The 18,357-nt window shown below is 67.3% G+C and carries 20 protein-coding genes; 19 read left to right on the top strand and 1 reads right to left on the bottom strand.

All coding sequences use genetic code 11. The features are described 5' to 3' along the window. Positions 1–37: 37 nt before the first annotated feature. The 19 genes from AX750_RS19845 to AX750_RS19755 all read left to right on the top strand — a co-directional run bounded on the left by AX750_RS19845 (position 38) and on the right by AX750_RS19755 (position 18,060). Positions 38–808, top strand: a complete 771-nt coding sequence (locus tag AX750_RS19845) for a phosphoadenylyl-sulfate reductase (protein ID WP_082735356.1) — start codon at positions 38–40, stop codon at positions 806–808. Next, a complete protein-coding gene (gene cysD / locus AX750_RS19840; RefSeq protein ID WP_066716135.1) occupies positions 805–1,707 on the top strand; it encodes a sulfate adenylyltransferase subunit CysD in 903 nt (300 codons plus the stop codon). Before AX750_RS19845 ends, cysD begins: the two co-directional genes overlap by 4 nt. Beyond that, on the top strand, positions 1,707–3,365 hold the full coding sequence (gene cysN, locus AX750_RS19835; RefSeq protein WP_066716137.1) for a sulfate adenylyltransferase subunit CysN: 1,659 nt from the start codon (positions 1,707–1,709) through the stop codon (positions 3,363–3,365). Before cysD ends, cysN begins: the two co-directional genes overlap by 1 nt. Positions 3,366–3,515: 150 nt before the next feature. Next, complete coding sequence (locus AX750_RS19830; protein ID WP_066716165.1) at positions 3,516–4,553, top strand: sulfate ABC transporter substrate-binding protein; 1,038 nt, start codon at positions 3,516–3,518, stop codon at positions 4,551–4,553. A 3-nt stretch (positions 4,554–4,556) separates the two neighbouring features. Beyond that, positions 4,557–5,408, top strand: coding sequence for a sulfate ABC transporter permease subunit CysT (cysT, locus tag AX750_RS19825; protein ID WP_066716139.1), 852 nt, complete (start codon positions 4,557–4,559; stop codon positions 5,406–5,408). After that, on the top strand, positions 5,401–6,309 hold the full coding sequence (cysW, locus tag AX750_RS19820; protein WP_066716141.1) for a sulfate ABC transporter permease subunit CysW: 909 nt from the start codon (positions 5,401–5,403) through the stop codon (positions 6,307–6,309). Before cysT ends, cysW begins: the two co-directional genes overlap by 8 nt. 15 nt (positions 6,310–6,324) lie before the next feature. Further along, positions 6,325–7,371: a sulfate/molybdate ABC transporter ATP-binding protein gene (locus tag AX750_RS19815; protein WP_066716143.1), complete on the top strand. Its 1,047-nt coding sequence runs from the start codon at positions 6,325–6,327 to the stop codon at positions 7,369–7,371. A 205-nt stretch (positions 7,372–7,576) separates the two neighbouring features. Then, entirely contained in the window at positions 7,577–7,936 is a 360-nt protein-coding gene (locus tag AX750_RS19810; RefSeq protein ID WP_066716145.1) for a DUF2849 domain-containing protein, read from the top strand. Positions 7,937–7,939: 3 nt separating this feature from the next. Next, positions 7,940–9,610: a nitrite/sulfite reductase gene (locus tag AX750_RS19805; RefSeq protein ID WP_066716146.1), complete on the top strand. Its 1,671-nt coding sequence runs from the start codon at positions 7,940–7,942 to the stop codon at positions 9,608–9,610. Continuing rightward, positions 9,597–10,112: a DUF934 domain-containing protein gene (locus AX750_RS19800; protein WP_245282467.1), complete on the top strand. Its 516-nt coding sequence runs from the start codon at positions 9,597–9,599 to the stop codon at positions 10,110–10,112. Before AX750_RS19805 ends, AX750_RS19800 begins: the two co-directional genes overlap by 14 nt. After that, the gene (locus tag AX750_RS19795; RefSeq protein WP_066716147.1) at positions 10,109–10,339 is read left to right on the top strand and encodes a hypothetical protein; all 231 of its coding nucleotides are present in this window, start codon (positions 10,109–10,111) and stop codon (positions 10,337–10,339) included. The genes AX750_RS19800 and AX750_RS19795 overlap by 4 nt, the downstream gene beginning before the upstream one ends. Beyond that, on the top strand, positions 10,336–11,868 hold the full coding sequence (cysG, locus tag AX750_RS19790; RefSeq protein ID WP_082735355.1) for a siroheme synthase CysG: 1,533 nt from the start codon (positions 10,336–10,338) through the stop codon (positions 11,866–11,868). Before AX750_RS19795 ends, cysG begins: the two co-directional genes overlap by 4 nt. Positions 11,869–12,451: 583 nt before the next feature. Beyond that, positions 12,452–12,646: a hypothetical protein gene (locus AX750_RS19785; protein WP_066716148.1), complete on the top strand. Its 195-nt coding sequence runs from the start codon at positions 12,452–12,454 to the stop codon at positions 12,644–12,646. Between the two features lie 33 nt (positions 12,647–12,679). Then, the gene (locus AX750_RS19780; protein ID WP_066716149.1) at positions 12,680–13,633 is read left to right on the top strand and encodes a sulfonate ABC transporter substrate-binding protein; all 954 of its coding nucleotides are present in this window, start codon (positions 12,680–12,682) and stop codon (positions 13,631–13,633) included. A 34-nt stretch (positions 13,634–13,667) separates the two neighbouring features. Then, positions 13,668–14,615, top strand: a complete 948-nt coding sequence (locus AX750_RS19775) for a sulfonate ABC transporter substrate-binding protein (protein ID WP_066716150.1) — start codon at positions 13,668–13,670, stop codon at positions 14,613–14,615. Further along, the gene (gene ssuD / locus AX750_RS19770) at positions 14,612–15,787 is read left to right on the top strand and encodes an FMNH2-dependent alkanesulfonate monooxygenase (RefSeq protein ID WP_067254890.1); all 1,176 of its coding nucleotides are present in this window, start codon (positions 14,612–14,614) and stop codon (positions 15,785–15,787) included. The genes AX750_RS19775 and ssuD overlap by 4 nt, the downstream gene beginning before the upstream one ends. Continuing rightward, positions 15,784–16,626, top strand: coding sequence for an aliphatic sulfonate ABC transporter permease SsuC (ssuC, locus tag AX750_RS19765; protein ID WP_068075023.1), 843 nt, complete (start codon positions 15,784–15,786; stop codon positions 16,624–16,626). The genes ssuD and ssuC overlap by 4 nt, the downstream gene beginning before the upstream one ends. 10 nt (positions 16,627–16,636) lie before the next feature. Next, positions 16,637–17,476, top strand: a complete 840-nt coding sequence (locus AX750_RS19760; RefSeq protein WP_066718712.1) for an ATP-binding cassette domain-containing protein — start codon at positions 16,637–16,639, stop codon at positions 17,474–17,476. 68 nt (positions 17,477–17,544) lie between these two features. After that, positions 17,545–18,060, top strand: coding sequence for a flavin reductase family protein (locus tag AX750_RS19755; protein WP_245282466.1), 516 nt, complete (start codon positions 17,545–17,547; stop codon positions 18,058–18,060). Positions 18,061–18,169: 109 nt separating this feature from the next. Here the strand turns inward: AX750_RS19755 and AX750_RS19750 are convergent. Continuing rightward, on the bottom strand, positions 18,170–18,357 hold a 188-nt coding region (locus AX750_RS19750), incomplete at its 5' end, for a PLP-dependent transferase (protein ID WP_197426564.1).

Raw genomic sequence — 18,357 nt, 5'->3', positions numbered from 1 at the left:
CAGTCCAGGGCGCCGGTCTTGCCGGCGGATCCGTCGCATGACCCAGCCGGCCCCATCGTCACAACCCGCCGCAAACGCTATACGAAGGGAGGGGGCACAGCGTGTCCTGTCCCGCCTGATCCAAGCCCGTGCGGAGATCGCGGGGCGGCTGGTCTTCACCACAAGCTTCGGTCTCGAGGACCAGCTTCTGACGCATCTCGTCGTCGAGGCGCGCCTGGCGCAGGAGATCGCTTTCGCCACGCTGGAGACGGGGCGCCTCTTCCCGGAGGTTCATGATCTTTGGGCCGAGACCGAGCGGCACTACGGAATTGCCATCCGGGCCTTCGTGCCGGACGCGCACTCGGTCGAGGCGCTGGTCGCGGAGCAGGGCATCAACGGCTTCCGGGCTTCCCCGGAGGCGCGCAAGCGCTGCTGCCAGGTGCGCAAGCTCGTGCCGCTGGACCGGGCGCTGGCCGGCGCGTCCGGCTGGATCACCGGGCTGCGGGCCGACCAGTCGCAGGCCCGCGCCGCGGTCGGCCTGTTCGAGGCCGATCCCGCGCGCGGACTGACCAAGATCAACCCGCTCCACGATGTCACCCGCGATGAGGCGCTGGCAACGGCGCAGGCGCTCGGCGTGCCGCTCAATCCGCTGCACGCTCGCGGCTTCGTCTCGATCGGCTGCGCGCCCTGCACGCGGGCGATCGCGCCGGGTGAGCCGGAGCGCGCCGGCCGCTGGTGGTGGGAGCAGGATGCCGCGAAGGAATGCGGGCTCCATGTCGGCGTGGACGGCCGCCTGGTACGCGCCGCCGGGGCGGAGGCGCGACCATGAGCGCGCTCAGCCATCTGCAAAAGCTCGAGGCGGAGGCGATCTTCATCCTGCGCGAGGTCGTGGCGACCTGCGAGAACCCGGTGCTGCTCTATTCGATCGGCAAGGATTCCGCCGTCCTGCTGCATCTGGCGATAAAGGCCTTCCACCCCGGCAAGCCGCCCTTCCCTCTGCTCCATGTCGATACGACTTGGAAATTCCGCGAAATGATCGCATTCCGCGACGAGACGGCGCGCCGGCTCGGGCTGGAGCTGATCGTCCACACCAATGAGGAAGGGCTGAAGGCCGGCATCGACCCGATCCGCTCCGGCTCGCGCATCCACACCGATGTGATGAAGACGCAGGCGTTGAAGCAGGCGCTCGACCGCCACGGCTTCGACGCCGCCTTCGGCGGCGCGCGGCGCGACGAGGAGAAGGCGCGGGCGAAGGAGCGCGTCTTCTCGCTGCGTAGCCCCGGACACCGCTGGGACCCGAAGAATCAGCGGCCCGAGCCCTGGTCGCTGTTCAACACGACCAAGAAGCCCGGCGAGAGCTTCCGCGTCTTCCCGCTGTCGAACTGGACCGAAAGCGACGTCTGGGACTACATCGCCCTGGAGGGTATCCCCGTCGTCCCGCTCTATTTTGCCGCCCCGCGCCCGGTCCTACGCCGGGGCGAGGCCCTGATCATGCGCGACGACGAGCGCCTGCCGCTGCTGCCGGGCGAGGTCGTCGAGACCCGCATGGTGCGCTTCCGTACGCTGGGCTGCTACCCGCTGACGGGTGCGATCGAGAGCAGCGCCACCACCCTGACGGACATCATCGCCGAGATGCGGACCTCGCAGAGCTCCGAACGTCAGGGCCGCATCATCGACCATGACGGCAGCGGCTCGATGGAACAGAAGAAGCAGGAAGGGTACTTCTGATGAGCGCCGTGACGGCCCGGCGCAGCCTGCGCGAGACGCCAGCGGCGGGCGACGGCCCCGCCAACGACGACAGCCTGCAGTCGCGCTCGCTGCTGCGCTTCATTACCTGCGGCTCGGTCGACGACGGCAAGTCGACGCTGATCGGGCGCATCCTGTTCGAAACGGGGGCCGTCTTCGACGACCAGCTCGGCGCGCTGCAGCGCGATTCCCGCAAGTTCGGCACGCAGGGCGGGGCGCTCGATCTCGCTTTGCTGGTCGACGGGCTCTCGGCCGAGCGCGAGCAGGGCATCACCATCGACGTCGCCTATCGCTATTTCGCCACGCCCCGCCGGGCCTTCATCGTCGCCGATACGCCCGGCCACGAGCAGTACACCCGGAACATGGCCACCGGCGCGTCCACCGCCGATCTCGCGATCATCCTCGTCGATGCGCGGCTGGGCCTGCTGCCGCAGACGCGGCGCCATTCCTTCATCGTCTCGCTGGTCGGCGTGCGCCACGTCGTGGTCGCCGTGAACAAGATGGATCTGGTCGGCTATGACCGCGCCGTCTTCGAGCGCATCGCCGCCGACTACCGGCAGGCCGCCGCCGGCCTCGGCTTCGCCGACATCACCGTGATCCCCCTCTCCGCCCGCGATGGCGACAACGTCGCCGTCCCCTCCCCGGCCATGGATTGGTATGACGGCCCACCCCTGCTCGCCCATCTCGAGGCGGTCGCGCTGGAAGCGCCGAGGAGATCGCATCGCGGCGCGGTGCTGCCGGTGCAGTGGGTCAACCGCCCCGACTCCGAATTCCGCGGCTATTCCGGCAATCTCGCCCATGGCGAGATCACGGTCGGCGACCGTGTCGCGATCCTGCCCTCCGGGCGCACAACGACTGTCGCGCGGATCCTGACGCCCGCCGGCGAGGCGCGCCATGCTCAGGCGGGCCAGGCCCTGACGGTGACGCTCGCCGACGACGTCGACGTGTCGCGAGGCGACCTCATCGTCCATGCCGACGATGCGCCGCCGCTCTCGCGCAGCCTCTCGGCACGGCTGCTCTGGACTGCCGAGGCTGCGATGGAGCCCGGGCGGCGTTACCAGCTGAAGCTCGCCAGCACGCAATGCGGCGCCATCATCGACCGACTGCATCACCGCATCGACGTGGCGAGCTACGCCGAAGTCCCGGCCGCCGCCCTTGCGATGAACGACATCGGCGCAGTGACGCTCGATCTCGACCAGCCGATCGGCGCCCTTCCCTATGCGGAGAGCCTCGTCCTCGGCGGATTCATCCTGATCGATCCGGTCAGCCGGGAGACGGTGGCCTTCGGCTTCGTCGGCGAGAGCCGCGAGCACCGGAGCGCCGCGAGCCCTGCGCCGACGCTGGGCGTGGCGGCCGCCCTTCGGGCCAGCCTCGCCGCCTGGGCGGGTGAGCCGGGCACGCTGCGCCGCAGCGAGCGCGCCGGCCTTCTCGCCGGACATTTGGTCGGTACCGGCCTGCTCGCGGGTCTCGTGCTGGCTTGGACGGGAGGCGCTGCAGCGGCCGCCTTGGTCGCTGGCGCCGACCTCGTGCTGCGCCCGGTCGCGGTCAGCGCGGGGCGCCGGCTCGGCGGTCTCGTCTGGCGGCGCAGATTGGCGAAGCGCGGTGCGCCGGAGGAAAACCTTCTCGGCGATGGGATCTGACCCGGGCGCCGCAGCAAGGTCCTTCTCCGCGAACGACCAACTTTAAAACACAGTGCTGCCCAAAACTGTTGTCGGACGACAGGTGTCAGCATACGCTTTGTTCTGTAAAACGAACGCCCTGCGGGGTGTCGCTCAACGACGGAGAGCATGATGACGAGCCCGACCTTCCGCCGTCTGCTTCACGCAGGATTGGCCCTGGGAGCCTTCTCGCTGTGCTTCGGGATCGTCGCCGGTGCGCGAGCCCAGACCGAACTCCTCAACGTGTCCTACGACCCCACCCGCGAACTCTATCGCGAGATCAACGCCGCCTTCATCGCGGAGTGGAACGCCAAGAACGCCAGGAAGATCGCGACCATCCGCCAGTCGCATGGCGGCTCTGGGGCACAGGCCCGCACCGTGATCGACGGCCTCAATGCGGATGTCCTGACGCTGGCTCTGGCGGGCGACATCGACGCGGTCGCCCAGCGCTCGAAGAAACTGCCCGAGAACTGGCAGTCGCGCCTGCCGCAGAACTCCTCTCCCTACACCTCGACGATCGTCTTCCTCGTTCGCAAGGGCAACCCGAAGGGCGTGAAGGACTGGGGCGATCTGGTGAAGCCGGGCGTCCAGGTCATCACGCCCAACCCGAAGACCTCGGGCGGGGCGCGCTGGAACTATCTCGCCGCCTGGGCCTATGCCGAAAAGGCCTTCAACAAGGACGAGGCGAAGGTCCGCGACTATATCGGCAAGCTCCTCGCCAATGTCCCCGTGCTCGACACCGGCGCGCGCGGCGCCACCACCACCTTCACCCAGCGCGGCATCGGCGACGTCTTCCTGTCCTGGGAGAACGAGGCCTTCCTGGCGCTGAAGGAGTTCGGATCGGACAAGTTCGACATCGTCGTGCCGAGCCTGTCGATCCTGGCCGAGCCCCCGGTCACGATCGTCGACGCCAATGTCGATGCCAAGGGCACGCGGGCCGAGGCGCAGGCCTATCTCGACTTCCTCTACACGCCCAAGGGCCAGGCGATCATCGCCAAGCACTTCTATCGGCCGCGCAATGCCGAGGCCGCCGATCCGAAGGACATCGCCAATTTCCCGAAGGTTGACCTCGTCACCATCGATGCCGTCTTCGGTGGCTGGGCCAAGGCGCAGCCCACGCATTTCGGCGATGGCGGCACCTTCGACCAGCTCTACAAGCCGGCGCGCTGAGCGATGGCGAGGGATGTTGCCGCATCGGGCTGGCACCGGCCGAGCGTCCTGCCGGGGCTCGGCCTCTCGCTCGGCATCACCCTCGCCAGCCTGTCGCTGATCGTCCTGATCCCGCTCGCCGCCCTGTTCGTGAAGGCGGCGAGCGCGGGACCCGGCGAGATCTGGGCCATCGCGGCCTCGCCACGGACCCTGGCGGCGCTGCGGCTCTCCTTCCTCGGCGCCCTCTTCGCGGCCTGCGTCAACGCCGTTTTCGGCCTGATCCTCGCCTGGGTCCTGGTCCGCTATGACTTTCCCGGCCGCCGGCTGATCGACGCCGCGGTCGACCTGCCCTTCGCCCTGCCGACGGCCGTGGCCGGCATCGCGCTCGCGGCCATCTATGCGCCCAATGGCTGGGTCGGCTCGCTGCTGGCGCCTCACGACATCAAAATCGCTTACACCCCGCTCGGCGTGATGGTCGCCTTGATCTTCATCGGCCTGCCCTTCGTCGTGCGCACGGTCCAGCCGGTGCTGGAGGAAAGCCAGGGCGACATCGAGGAGGCGGCCGCCCTGCTCGGCGCCAGCCGCCTGCGCACGATTGTCCAGGTCGTCCTGCCGCCGGTCCTGCCCGCATTGTTGACCGGCTTCGTCCTCGCCTTCGCCCGCGCGGTCGGGGAATACGGCTCGGTCATCTTCATCGCAGGCAACGTCCCGATGGTCTCCGAGATCGCGCCGCTGCTGATCGTGATCAAGCTCGAACAGTTCGACTATGCCGGTGCCGCCGTGATCGCGACGCTGATGCTGCTGCTCTCCTTTGCGCTCATTCTGCTGGTCAATCTGGTTCAGGCGCGGACACGGCGGATCCTCGGCGATGTCTGACGCGACCCTACCGCGGGCGGCCCTCGCCCCCTCGTCTCCCAGGCCCGCTCCGGCGCAGGCCCGGCAGCGCATCGGCGGCGAGAGCCCTTGGGTCCAGGCGCTGCTGATCGCGATTGCGCTCGCTTTTCTGCTGCTCTTCCTGCTGCTGCCGCTGCTGACGGTCTTCGTCGAAGCCGGCGCGCGGGGCTGGACGGCCTGGCGGGAAGCCATCACCGAGCCCGACGCGCTCGCGGCGATCCGTCTCACGCTGCTCGTCGCCGCCATCGCTGTGCCGTTCAACGTCGTCGTCGGCCTCGCCGCGGCCTGGGCGATCGCGAAGTTCGAGTTCCGCGGCAAGAGCCTGCTGATCAGCCTGATCGACCTGCCTTTCTCGGTGTCGCCGGTGATTTCTGGGCTGGTCTATGTGCTGCTCTTCGGCGCCCAGGGCTATCTCGGCCCCTTTCTGAAGGAACAGGGGATCCAGATCATCTTCGCCCTGCCCGGCCTCGTCCTGGCGACGGTCTTCGTCACCTTCCCCTTCGTGGCCCGCGAACTGATCCCGCATATGCAGGCGCTGGGCTCGTCCGACGAAGAGGCCGCCCTGACGCTCGGCGCCTCGCCCTGGCGCGTCTTCTTCGCGATCACCCTGCCGAATGTGAAGTGGAGCCTGCTCTACGGCGTGCTGCTCTGCAATGCGCGGGCGATGGGCGAGTTCGGCGCTGTGGCGGTGGTCTCAGGTAAGATCCGGGGTTTGACCAACACGATGCCTCTGCATGTCGAGATCCTCTACAACGAGTATATGGGCGCCGCCGCCTTCTCGGTCGCGTCGCTGCTGGCGGGGCTCGCCCTGGTCACGCTCGCCCTCAAGACCTTCCTCGAATGGCGCTATGGCGACGCGATCGCCGCCGCGCGCCGGCACTGACCGCGAGCAACGCCGATGACCGTCGCCGTCACCATCGAAGCCATCGACAAGCGCTTCCTCGGCTTCCAGGCCCTGCGCAATGTTTCCCTCGACATCCAGCCGGGCGAACTGGTCGCGCTGCTCGGCCCGTCAGGCTCGGGCAAGACCACGCTGCTGCGCCTGATCGCGGGACTCGAACAGGCCGATGGCGGCCGCGTCCTCTTTGGCGAAACCGATACGCGTGACCTCTCGCTGCGGGACCGCCGCATCGGCTTCGTCTTCCAGCACTACGCCCTGTTCAAGACGATGACGGTGGCCGAAAACATCGCCTTCGGTCTGCGTTCGCGGCCACTGGCCCAGCGACCGAGCAATGCCGAGATCAGCCGCCGGGTGAAGGATCTGCTCGATCTCGTTCAGCTGCCGGGACTGGAGAAGCGCTATCCGAGCCAGCTCTCGGGCGGACAGCGCCAGCGCGTCGCGCTGGCGCGCGCGCTCGCCATCGAGCCGCAGGTGCTGCTGCTGGACGAGCCCTTCGGGGCGCTTGACGCCCGGATCCGCAAGGATCTGCGCGCCTGGCTACGCGAGCTCCATGGCCGCACCGGCCACACAACCCTCTTCGTCACCCATGACCAGGAGGAGGCGCTGGAACTGGCCGATCGCGTTGCGATCCTGCACGAAGGGAGGCTCGAACAGGTTGGCACGCCCGACGACGTGTACGACCACCCGGCCTCGCCCTTCGTCTGCGAGTTCCTCGGCGAGGCCAATCGGCTCGACGTCCGCATCGTCGGAAGCCAGGCCTTCTTCGACGACCGACCGGTGCTGGGTGGGCTGTCGCAGAACCAGGGCGGGGCGGCATCGCTCTATGTCCGCCCGCATCACCTCAAGATCGTCGACGAGGTCCCGCTCTCGATACCAGGTGTCGTCGAACAGATCCGCCGCACGGGCGCGCTGCGGCGGGCCGAGATCGCGGTGGCCGGGCTGGCGAAGCGGCTCGATCTCGACCTGACCAGCGAGGTCGCGCCCGCGATCGGTGAGCGTGTGCGGGTCAAGATTTCACAGGCGACCGCATTCGCGCGGCCTTGACCGCGCAGGCCCACACCGAGGACCGGCAGAGTTCAATTCACTCCGGTTTGTGCGGAATAAGAAAAAACCGTCCATTCTATGTGAATTGAAGCGCTCGGGTGCTTCGCCTAAACTTCCGTTCTGATTATAGAACGGATGATCGCGACGTGACCCTCCCTACCGATCTTGCAGATCAGTCTAGCGAACGCGCCCGCGAGGCCAGGCGATGAGCGTCCTAGCCAAGCGTCCACCCCTCCCGGCCATCCTCCTCGCCAATGATCTGTTGGATGGCGACGTGGTCTTCGCCGCGACGGCAGACGAGCCCGGCGCACTGAGCTGGACGCGCGATCCATCGCTGGCGCTCGTGGCCAATGACGATCCCGCCGCCCAGCTGCTGGAGGATTTCGCGCGATGCGAACTCGCCGGCCAGCGCGTCGTCGACGCTTATCTGGTCGATGTCGACGTGACGAGCGGGCACCCCGTGCCGCGTCATTTCCGCGAGCGCTTCAAGACGCTCGGCCCCAGCAACCGCCCCGATCTCGGCAAGCAGGCCGGCGAAGGCATCGCCAGCCCCCGGAGCGCCTGAGCGATGTACCGTTACGACGAATTCGACGAGCGCTTCGTGCGCGACCGCGTGGCGCAGTTCCGCGACCAGGTCTCCCGCCGCCTCGACGGCTCGCTGACCGAGGACGAGTTCAAGCCGCTGCGGCTGAAGAACGGCGTCTATCTCCAGCTCCACGCCTATATGCTGCGGATCGCCATTCCCTATGGCACGCTGTCCTCGCGCCAGCTGCGCCAGCTCGCCTATATCGGCGAGCGCTACGACCGCGGCTACGGCCATTTCACCACGCGCCAGAATCTCCAGTTCAACTGGCCTAAGCTGCGCGACGTGCCGGCGATCTTGGATCTGTTGGCCGATGTCGAGATGCACTGTGTCCAGACGTCGGGCAACTGCATCCGTAACGTCACGGCCGACCATTTCGCCGGTGTCGCCCAGGACGAGATCGAGGATCCGAGGCCCGTCTGCGAGCTGATCCGGCAATGGTCCACCGCCCATCCCGAATTCAGCTACCTGCCACGCAAGTTCAAAATCGCGGTCACCGGCGCGCTGCATGACCGCGCCGTCATCAAGGCGCATGACATCGGCATCCGCATCCTGAAGCATCCTGAGACGGGCGATATCGGCTACGAGATCAGCGTCGGCGGCGGTCTCGGACGCACGCCGATGATCGGCAAGGTGGTGCGCGACTTTCTGCCGAAGGGCGATCTGCTCGCCTATCTCGAGGCGGTGATGCGGGTCTACAACCTCGAGGGGCGCCGCGACAACAAGTACAAGGCGCGGGTCAAGATCCTCGTGCACGAGATCGGGACCGAGGAATTCACGCGTCGCGTCGAGGCCGAATTCGCCAGGCTGGACGGCCCCTCGATCAATGCCGACCCCGAGGAGGTGGCGCGCATCGCCGCCTATTTCGCGCCGCCGCCATATGAAGATCTGCCGGCCGAAAGCCCGGCCCTCGCCACCGCCGTGGCGGCGGATCCGGCCTTCGCCCGCTGGGTCGAGACCAACACCACGCCGCATCGAGTCCCGGGCTACAAGGCAGCCACCATATCGCTGAAGCCGATCGGGCTGGCGCCGGGCGATGCGACATCCGCACAGATGTACATCGTGGCTGATCTGGCCGAGCGCTACTCCTTCGACGAGTTGCGTGTCACCCATGCGCAGAACCTCGTCCTGCCCCATGTGCGCCAAGACGATCTCTTCGCAATCTGGCAGGCGCTGGGCCCGGCCGGGCTCGCCACCGCCAATCTCGGCCTGATCACTGACATCATCGCCTGCCCCGGGCTCGACTATTGCGCGCTGGCCACGGCCCGCTCGATTCCGATCGCCCAGGCGATCCAGCAGCGCTTCGCCGATCAGCAGCGCCAGGCCGCCATCGGCGAGCTCAACATCAAGATCTCGGGCTGCATCAACGCCTGTGGGCATCATCATGTCGGCCATATCGGCATTCTCGGTCTCGAGAAGCGCGGCATCGAATCCTACCAGATCACGCTGGGCGGGGACGCCACCGAGAACGCCGCGATCGGCGAGATCCTCGGTCCTGGTCTGGCCGCGGAGGCAGTGCCCGACGCGATCGAGACGATCGTCGGAGTATATGAGCGCGAGCGCCATGATGGCGAACGGTTCATCGAGACCGTCCGGCGTGTTGGCCTTGCGCCGTTCAAGGTAGCGTTCCGGGAGTTCTTCGATGATGCTGCTTGATCGCGACGGGGCTCGGGCGGACGAATGGCACCGCACCGCGGTTGCCGCCGCCGCCAGTGACCGGCACGCTCTGGTCGAGTTCGCCGAGCTGCCGGAGGCACTCGCCACCATCTCGATCGGGCAGCCGCTCGGTGTTGTCATCCCCAACACGGTGACAGCGGCGGAGCTGGCGCCTCATCTGCCGCGGCTTGCCCTCGTCGCCATCGGCTTTCCGGCGTTTTCAGACGGGCGCGGCTTCAGTCTCGCCAAGGCGCTGCGTCGCGAGGGCTTTGCCGGCGCGCTGCGCGCGTCGGGCCCGCTGATCCCCGACCAGTTCGCCTATGCACTGGCCTGCGGCTTCGACGAGATCGAGTTGCCGGACACCAGCGCGGCACGCCAGAGCGTCTCGCAGTGGCTCGCCGCGAAGACGCATCTGCCCGCCACCTATCAGCGCGGCTACCGGCGGGATGGCAACATTATGGAAGCGCGCCGTCAGGCCAGGGCCGACAAGGCGCCGTCATGACCTCAACCGGCGATGATCTCGAGACACAGATGATGGACCGTGCGGCCCGCTGGACCGAGGACACCCCGCCTTGCGAGATCACCGACAGCCTGCCCGCTCGTCGCTATGAGCGTTGGCTCGATCTCGGCTTCGGCTTGCTCGTTGCCGTTCTCTTGCTGGGTTGGCTGGCTTTACCCGCGCCCGATCGCGCTCTCCCAACCCCGGCCAATCAAGCGGTAGGGCGATGACATCGAGGGATCCTGAGGCATTGCCCAGCCGCCGGATTGAGGCGCTGGCGACGCTGCCTCTCTTTCACAAGCTGGCGGGGCGGCGTGTTGTCCTGGTCGGGGCGAGCGACGGCGCTGTGTGGAAGGCGGAGCTGTTGCTCGCGGCTGGCGCAGACCTCCACGTCTTTGCCGGTGATGACGCGTGCGCTTTCGCCAACCTCCTGGCCTCGCCTGCCGAAGGTTCGTTGACGGTCCATCCTCGAATCTGGAGCAGCGGAGATCTGTCCGGCGTCGCACTGGCCATCGGCGACATTGAAGACAGGGCCGAGGCCGAGGCCTTCGTCGCGGCCGCACGCCGGGCGGGTTGCCCGGTCAACATCGTCGACAAGCCCGAATTCTGCGATTTTTCCTTCGGCTCCCTGGTCAACCGCTCTCCCTTGATTGTCGCGATCTCGACGGACGGCTCGGCTCCGGTCTTTGGCCAGGCGATCCGCGCCAAGATCGAGGCATTGCTGCCAGCAGGCCTGCAGGCCTGGGCCCAGGCGGCCCGCGACTGGCGCCCGGCGGTTCAATCCCGCGCGCTGCCTTTCCCTCTCCGCCGCGCATTTTGGGAAAAGTTCGCCCGCCGGGCGCTCGAGGCTCCAGCCGCGGACCCAAACGAGATCGAACGGAACACTCTCTTTTCCGCACTGGACCACCTCCAGAGCACCCACGATGGTCGAGGCCGCGTAACCCTGGTCGGCGCTGGCCCAGGAGACCCCGAGCTCTTGACCTTGAAGGCGGTCAGCGCCCTCCAGAGCGCTGATGTCATTCTCTATGACGATCTCGTGGCCGGCGGCGTGCTCGAACTGGCACGGCGCGAGGCGAAGCGTATGCTTGTCGGGAAGACGGGCCACGGGCCGTCCTGCCGACAGGACGATATCAACGCACTGATGGTCGCGCTGGCTCTCCAGGGAAAACACGTCGTCCGGCTCAAGAGCGGGGACCCCGGTGTTTTCGGGCGGGCTGGCGAAGAAATTGAAGCCTGCAATGCCGCTGGCATCCCCGTCACGCTGGTACCCGGCATTTCCGCGGCCCAGGGCGCTGCTGCAAGCCTCGGTGTCTCTTTGACGCATCGCGATCATGCCCGCCGGCTTCAGTTCGTGACGGGTCATGGCCGCAATGGCCTGTTGCCCGACGACCTCAACTGGACGGCCTTGGCTGATCCGCAAGCGACGACCGCGATCTACATGCCCCGGGCCACACTGGCGATGTTCCGAGACCGCGTGCTCGCAGCAGGGCTCACCCCTCACACCCCGGCAATCGCGGTTCTCAGAGCCACCCGCCCCAACGAGGTCCGTGTGACCTCCACCATCGCGAAGCTGCCGGAGCAACTCGCTCAGTTTCCTGATGGCGGGCCCATGCTTGTACTGATGGGCTGGAGCCTGACCGTCGCCGCAGCCAAGTCCGTTGAGGGGTCGATCGATGCTGCCGTGGCTCCTTCGTCAGCCTTCTTGGCGCCGGTGGAGCCATTGAGGCGATACGCTGGCGCGCGCACGCGCAGCAACTGAGACCGCAAGTGCCGACCGGCCGGCAAAGCAGACGACCGGCACCACGCAGCCGCCCTCGGCCACGGTCTGTCGATGCTGCACTCCGACAGGATCGGAAGAGGCGGCAGGCATGCTGCGCGATGTCTTCGGGTCGACCATCGAAGCGCCGATGGCCCGCCTGGGAGCGGTTTGGAGCCCGACGAGACGAAACCCGGCGCACACGCCATGACCGGGAGCGCATTCCACCAATTGGCATTTGATCTTCAGAATGCGATTTCATTGACGGACAGACCCAAACCAACAACACTGAATGTATTGGTCGCCATGTCAGGCGGTCGATCGCGGGATTTGCTGGAGCAGCTTGCACCGCGTCACCAAAGCTAAAAGCACCACGAGATGATCGTGGGCTCCGATACTGGAGACACGCCGTGATCCTTCTTCTCGACTTTGCCGTCAGGCACCTCCTGCGCCTTTCCGCCTTCCTGCGCTCGACCCGATGTTGACGGGGTCGGTGCGGCCCGTAGGCCGTCGCTGACCGCCCCGGCTCCCTCCCGTCACCGCAATTCCGAAAAGGCGCCGGCCCCGTGCCGGTGAAGGCAAACTCATGTCCAAAGCCATCATCATCGAAGTCGAAGGCGATGCCGCCGGCATCATCGTCGGCGATACCGGCCAGTTCCGCTTCTTTTCCGCCACGCGCGCGTTCGACGCGCTCGATGGACGCGTCTTCCGCTCGTTCGAGCAGGCCAACCGGGCCGTCGCCGCCCGTCACGCAGGCCAGGTCATGCGCAAGGCCGCCTGAGCGCAGCCGACCTCCAGAACAGGAACATTCGCCATGGACCGCAGAGATTTCATTGCCGGGCTCGCCGGCTCCGCCCTGGCTTCCGGGGCAGCGCTGGCTCAGCCGGCCGCGCCGCTCAAGGAATTGCGCATCGGCTTCCAGAAGAACGGCATCCTGCTGATCGCCAAACAGCAGGGCGTGCTGGAGAAGCGCTTCGCCGCTCAGGGCATCGGCATCAAATGGGTCGAGTTCCAGTTCGGCCCGCCTTTGCTGGAGGCGCTGAACGTCGCCTCGATCGACTATGGCCCGACCGGCGATGCCCCGCCGATCTTCGCCCAGGCGGCCCGCGCCAACCTGCTCTATGTGGCGACGCAGGAGGCCGCCGGCTCGGGCGCCGCGATCCTGCTGCCGCCCAACTCGCCGATCCGGACGCTCACCGATCTCAAAGGCAAGAAGATCGCCTTCGCCAAGGCCTCGAGCTCGCACAACCTCACCATCGCCGCGATCGAAAAGGCCGGTATTGGTTACGAGGAGTTCACGCCGGTCTACCTGCCGCCGGCCGATGCGCGCGCCGCCTTCGAGCGCGGCTCGGTCGATGCCTGGACGATCTGGGACCCGTTCTTCGCGATCGCTGAACAGGTCCCGGGGGTGCGCATCCTGTCGCTGTCGAAGGGCATCGTCGCGCAGAACTCGTTCTACCTCGCCAATCGCGACTTCACCGGCCGGCATCCGGACGTCGTCGCCGCGATCAACGACGAGCTCGCCAAGGTGGCGCGATGGGCGGAGACGCATCGCGGCGAGGTGGCCGCGGTTCAGGCCGCCGCGACGGGCCTGCCGATCGAGCCCTGGAAGCGTGCCGTCGACCGGGCGGACTTCGTGATCGCGCCGCTCAATCCGCGCGTGCTCGACGAGCAGCAGCGGGTCGCAGACCGCTTCCATCGCCTGGGTCTAATCCCGAAGCCGATCAACGTACGCGACATCGTCTGGGACTGGAAGCCGACCGCCTGAGCGCGTCACCGAGCTGCGAACGAAGGACGATTCCATGATGATTTCAAAACGAGACTTCCTTTCGCTGACGGCTGCGGGCCTTGCCGTCGGCATCTCTGGTAGCGCCAGCGCGCAGGAGAAGGTGCTGCGCGTCGGCTTCCAGAAATACGGCAAGATCGTCCTGCTCAAGGGCAAGGGCACGCTGGAAAAGGCGCTGGAGCCGCTCGGCTACAAGGTCACCTGGACCGAGTTCCCGGCCGGGCCGCAACTGCTGGAAGCGATCAATGTCGGCGCCATCGACATCGGGAACACCGGCGAGGCGCCCCCGATCTTCGCGCAGGCCGCCGGCGCGCCGCTGGTCTATGTGGCGCATGAGCCGCCCGCACCGAAGGGCGAGGCGATCCTCGTGCCGAAGAACAGCCCGCTGACCTCGGTCGCCGAGCTGAAGGGCAAGAAGATCGCTTTGAACAAGGGCTCCAACGTCCATTACCTGCTGGTCAAGGCGCTGGAGAAAGCGGGCGTGGCCTATGCGGATGTGACACCCGTCTTCCTCGCACCAGCGGACGGGCGCGCGGCGTTCGAGCGCGGTGCGGTCGATGCCTGGGCGATCTGGGACCCCTTCCAGGCCGCGGCCGAGGCCACGATCGGCGCCCGCGTGCTCGCCGACGGCACCGATACCGTGTCGAACCACCAGTTCTACCTCGCCAGCGAGAAGCTCGTCGCCGGCCACGAGGCGGCGCTGAAGGTGTTCCTGAAGCAGCTCTCCGACGTCGACGACTGGGCCAAGGCCGACATCAAGGCCGTGGCCGAGGCGCTCTCGCCGCCCACCGGCATACCGGTGCCCATCCTCGAGGTCGCGTTGAAGCGTCAGAGCTACGGCATCCGTCCGCTCGACGAGGCGACGGTCGCCGAGCAGCAGCGCATCGCGGACGCCTTCCATGCGCTCGGTCTGCTGCCCAAGCCGATCACGATCGCCAATGCGGTCCGGAGGATCGCCTCGTGAGCCTCGCCCCCGTCAAGAGCGCGAACGTCCTCTGGTTCCTGCCGACCCATGGGGACGGGCGCTATCTCGGCACCGCCATCGGGGGGCGCCAGACCGATTTTGCCTATCTGCGCCAGATTGCTCTAGCCGCGGACAGCCTGGGCTATTACGGTGTGCTGCTGCCGACGGGGAAGAGCTGCGAGGACAGCTGGATCACGGCCTCGGCCGTCGCGCCGCTCACACAGAACCTGCGCTATCTCGTAGCCGTGCGACCGGGCCTGCAGTCGCCGACGGTCGCCGCCCGGATGACCGCGACGCTCGACCGCGTCTCGAACGGGCGCCTGCTCGTCAATGTCGTGACGGGTGGGGACCCGGTCGAGAACGCCGGCGACGGCATCTTCCTCTCGCATGACGAACGCTACGCGGTTACCCGCGAGTTCCTCGCCGTCTACTCCGCCCTGCTGCGCGGCGAGACGGTGACCTATGAGGGCCGGCATATCCGCGTCACGGATGGACAGCTGCTCTATCCACCAGCTCAGGATGGCGGGCCGCCGCTCTATTTCGGCGGCTCTTCGCCGGCCGCCATCGATGTGGCAGCGCAGACCATCGACAAATATCTGACCTGGGGCGAGCCCCCGGCAGCGGTGGCGGAGAAGATCGCCGTCGTCGACCGGGCTGCGAAGGCGGCCGGCCGCAAGGTCTCCTTCGGCATCCGGCTGCACGTCATCGTGCGGGAGACGGAAGAAGCGGCCTGGGCGGCGGCGGAGCGCCTGATCAGCCATCTCGACGACAGCACCATCGCGAAGTCCCAGGCGATCTTCGCCCGGATGGATTCCGAAGGGCAGCGCCGGATGTCGGCGCTGCACGGTGGACGGCGCGACAAGCTGGAGATTTCGCCCAATCTCTGGGCCGGTGTCGGGCTGGTTCGCGGCGGCGCCGGCACGGCGCTCGTCGGCAGCCCCGAGCAGGTCGCGGCGCGCATCTACGAATACCAGGCGCTCGGCATCGACTGCTTCATCCTCTCGGGCTACCCGCATCTGGAAGAGGCCTACCGCTTCGCGGAACTCGTCTTCCCGCTGCTGAAGCTCAACCATGGCCGGCCGGCCTTTGGCGGCGTCGTCAACAACGGTCCCTTCGGCGAGACGATCGCCAACGACCTGAAGCCCGACCAGAAGCGGGCCTCCAGCTCATGACCGACAGTGCCGACGGCCTGATCCGCGCTGCCGAGCGCAATTCCATCATCCGCCTGCCTGGTCCGGGAGCCCTGCGGCCCTGGCTCGGGCGGCTGACGCCCTGGCTGCTGCCCTTCGCGCTGCTTCTGGTCTGGCAGAGCGGCTCGAAGCTCGGCTGGATACCGCCCAATGTCCTGCCGGCTCCCAGCGATGTCCTCGCGGCCGGCTGGCGGCTCGCGCTCAACGGCCAGCTCGCGGAGAACATCGCCGTCAGCTTCAAGCGGGCGATCTCGGGCTTCCTGCTTGGAGGCTCGCTCGCTTTCGCGCTGGGGCTGTTCAACGGCCTGTCGAAGACCTCCGAGCGGCTGACCGACACCACTGTCCAGATGGTGCGCAATATCCCCAACCTCGCCCTGATCCCGCTGGTGATCCTCTGGTTCGGCATCGAGGAGGGCGCCAAGCTCTTCCTGACCTCGCTCGGCGTGTTCTTCCCGATCTACATCAACACCTTCCACGGCGTGCGTACGGTCGACGCCCAGCTCGTCGAGATGGGCCGCTCCTACGGCATGGGCAACTGGGAGCTGTTCCGGCGCGTCATCCTGCCAGGGGCCCTGCCCTCGATCTTCGTCGGTGTCCGCTACGCGCTCGGCATCATGTGGCTGACGCTGATCGTGGCGGAGACGATCGCGGCCTCATCCGGCATCGGCTACATGGCGATGAACGCCCGCGAGTTCATGCTCGTCGACGTCGTCGTTCTGGCGATCGTGATCTACGCCGCTCTCGGCAAGCTCGCCGACACCACCGTTCGCATGCTCGAACGGCTCTGCCTGTCCTGGCACCCCGCCTTCCAGAAAGCCTGAGGAGCGGGCCATGACGACATCGGCTTTAACTTCGACGACCCTGCCGTTCGACGCCCTCTTCGAGGACAAGGCCGCCAAGGCGCGGGCCAGCCGCGGCCAGTCGATTACGATCCGCGGCCTCGGCAAGCGCTTCGGGGATCTCGAGGTCCTGCGCGGGATCGACCTCGACATCCCGGCCGGGCAGTTCCTCGCCATCGTCGGGCGCAGCGGCTGCGGCAAGAGCACACTTCTGCGCATCCTCGCCGGCCTTGACGAGGCCAGCGAAGGCAGCCTGCGCTTCGGCCAGGACGGGCAGACCCGCGACACGGCCGAGACACCGCGCCTGATGTTCCAGGAGCCCCGGCTGCTGCCCTGGGCACGCGTCCTCGCCAATGTCGAGGTCGGCCTCGGCGCCGATCGCAAGCTCCCGGAGGCGGAAGAGCGTGCCTTCCAGACCCTGCGCGCCGTCGGTCTCGAAGCCAAGGCGCAACAGTGGCCGGCCCTCCTCTCCGGTGGTCAGCGCCAGCGCGTCGCGCTCGCCCGCGCGCTGGTCAGCAGGCCGCGCGTGCTGGCCCTCGACGAACCGCTCGGCGCGCTGGACGCGCTCACCCGGATCGAGATGCAGGGTCTGCTGGAGCGTGTCTGGCGCACGCAGGGCTTCACCGCGATCCTTGTCACGCACGACGTGTCGGAAGCCCTCACCCTCGCCGACCGCGTGGTGATGATCGATGGCGGCCGCATCACCCTCGACCTCGCCATCGACCTGCCGCGCCCGCGCCGGCGTGGCTCTGTCGACCTCGCCCTTCTCGAAGAACGCATCCTCAAGGACCTGATCCGCGAGGACGCTCACGCACCCGAATACGCGATCTGATGGAGACTACGCCGATGTCGGCCGTTACCCCCTTTCACAAGCCGGTTCGACAGATCCAGGACGATGCAGTGAGCTTCCGCGCGGCCTTTCGCCAACTGGCTGGCGGCGTCAGCGTCATCACCACTGGCGAAGGCGACACCCGGACCGGCCTCACCGCCACGTCAGTCTCGTCGCTCTCCGCTGAGCCGCCCACGCTTATGTTCGGGCTCAACCTGTCATCGTCGAGCTATTCGGTGCTGGTTCGCCATCGCAGCTTCGGCGTGAACTTCCTCAACGCGACGCAAAAGCAGGTCGCCGACCGCTTTGCCGGGCGCAATGGCGAGAAGGGGCCGGCCCGCTATGCCGGTGCTGAATGGTCGAGCGGCCTCACCGGCGCACCACTCCTCATTGGAGCGCTGGCGACGCTCGACTGCGAACTCGAGGAGATCATCGAGCGGCACTCGCACGCGATCGTCATCGGCCGCGTCCGTGAGGTCAGGCTCGGCGGCAGCGGCGCAGCATTGGTTTACTGGCGCGGCGATTACGAGCGCCTCGGCTGGACGGGCGATGAGGTCGCCAGCGCCTTGCGGCTAAACGCGCATTAGCTAGGCCGAATGCGGGCATTACTTCACTCATCCACGCGCAGTCGGGGAGCAGGCGGCGGATCTCTGCCTGCCAAGATGCCGTTCCGGATAACGCTAGGCGGCTGACACCTCAAACCCCCGCCAGCGCACTCTCCAGATCGGACACGAGATCGTCGGCGTGCTCCAGGCCGACGGAGAGGCGGATCAGCCCGTCCGAGATGCCCATGCTGGCGCGGATCTCCGGCGAGAAGCGCTGATGGGTCGTCGTCGCCGGGTGGACGATCAGGCTCTTGGCGTCGCCCAGATTGTTGGAGATGC

Source organism: Methylobacterium sp. CCH7-A2 (assembly GCF_001557075.1).
GTDB lineage: Bacteria > Pseudomonadota > Alphaproteobacteria > Rhizobiales > Beijerinckiaceae > Allobosea > Allobosea massiliensis.
Note: the sequence above shows the minus strand (reverse complement) of the source record. Positions and strands in the feature narration are given on the sequence as shown.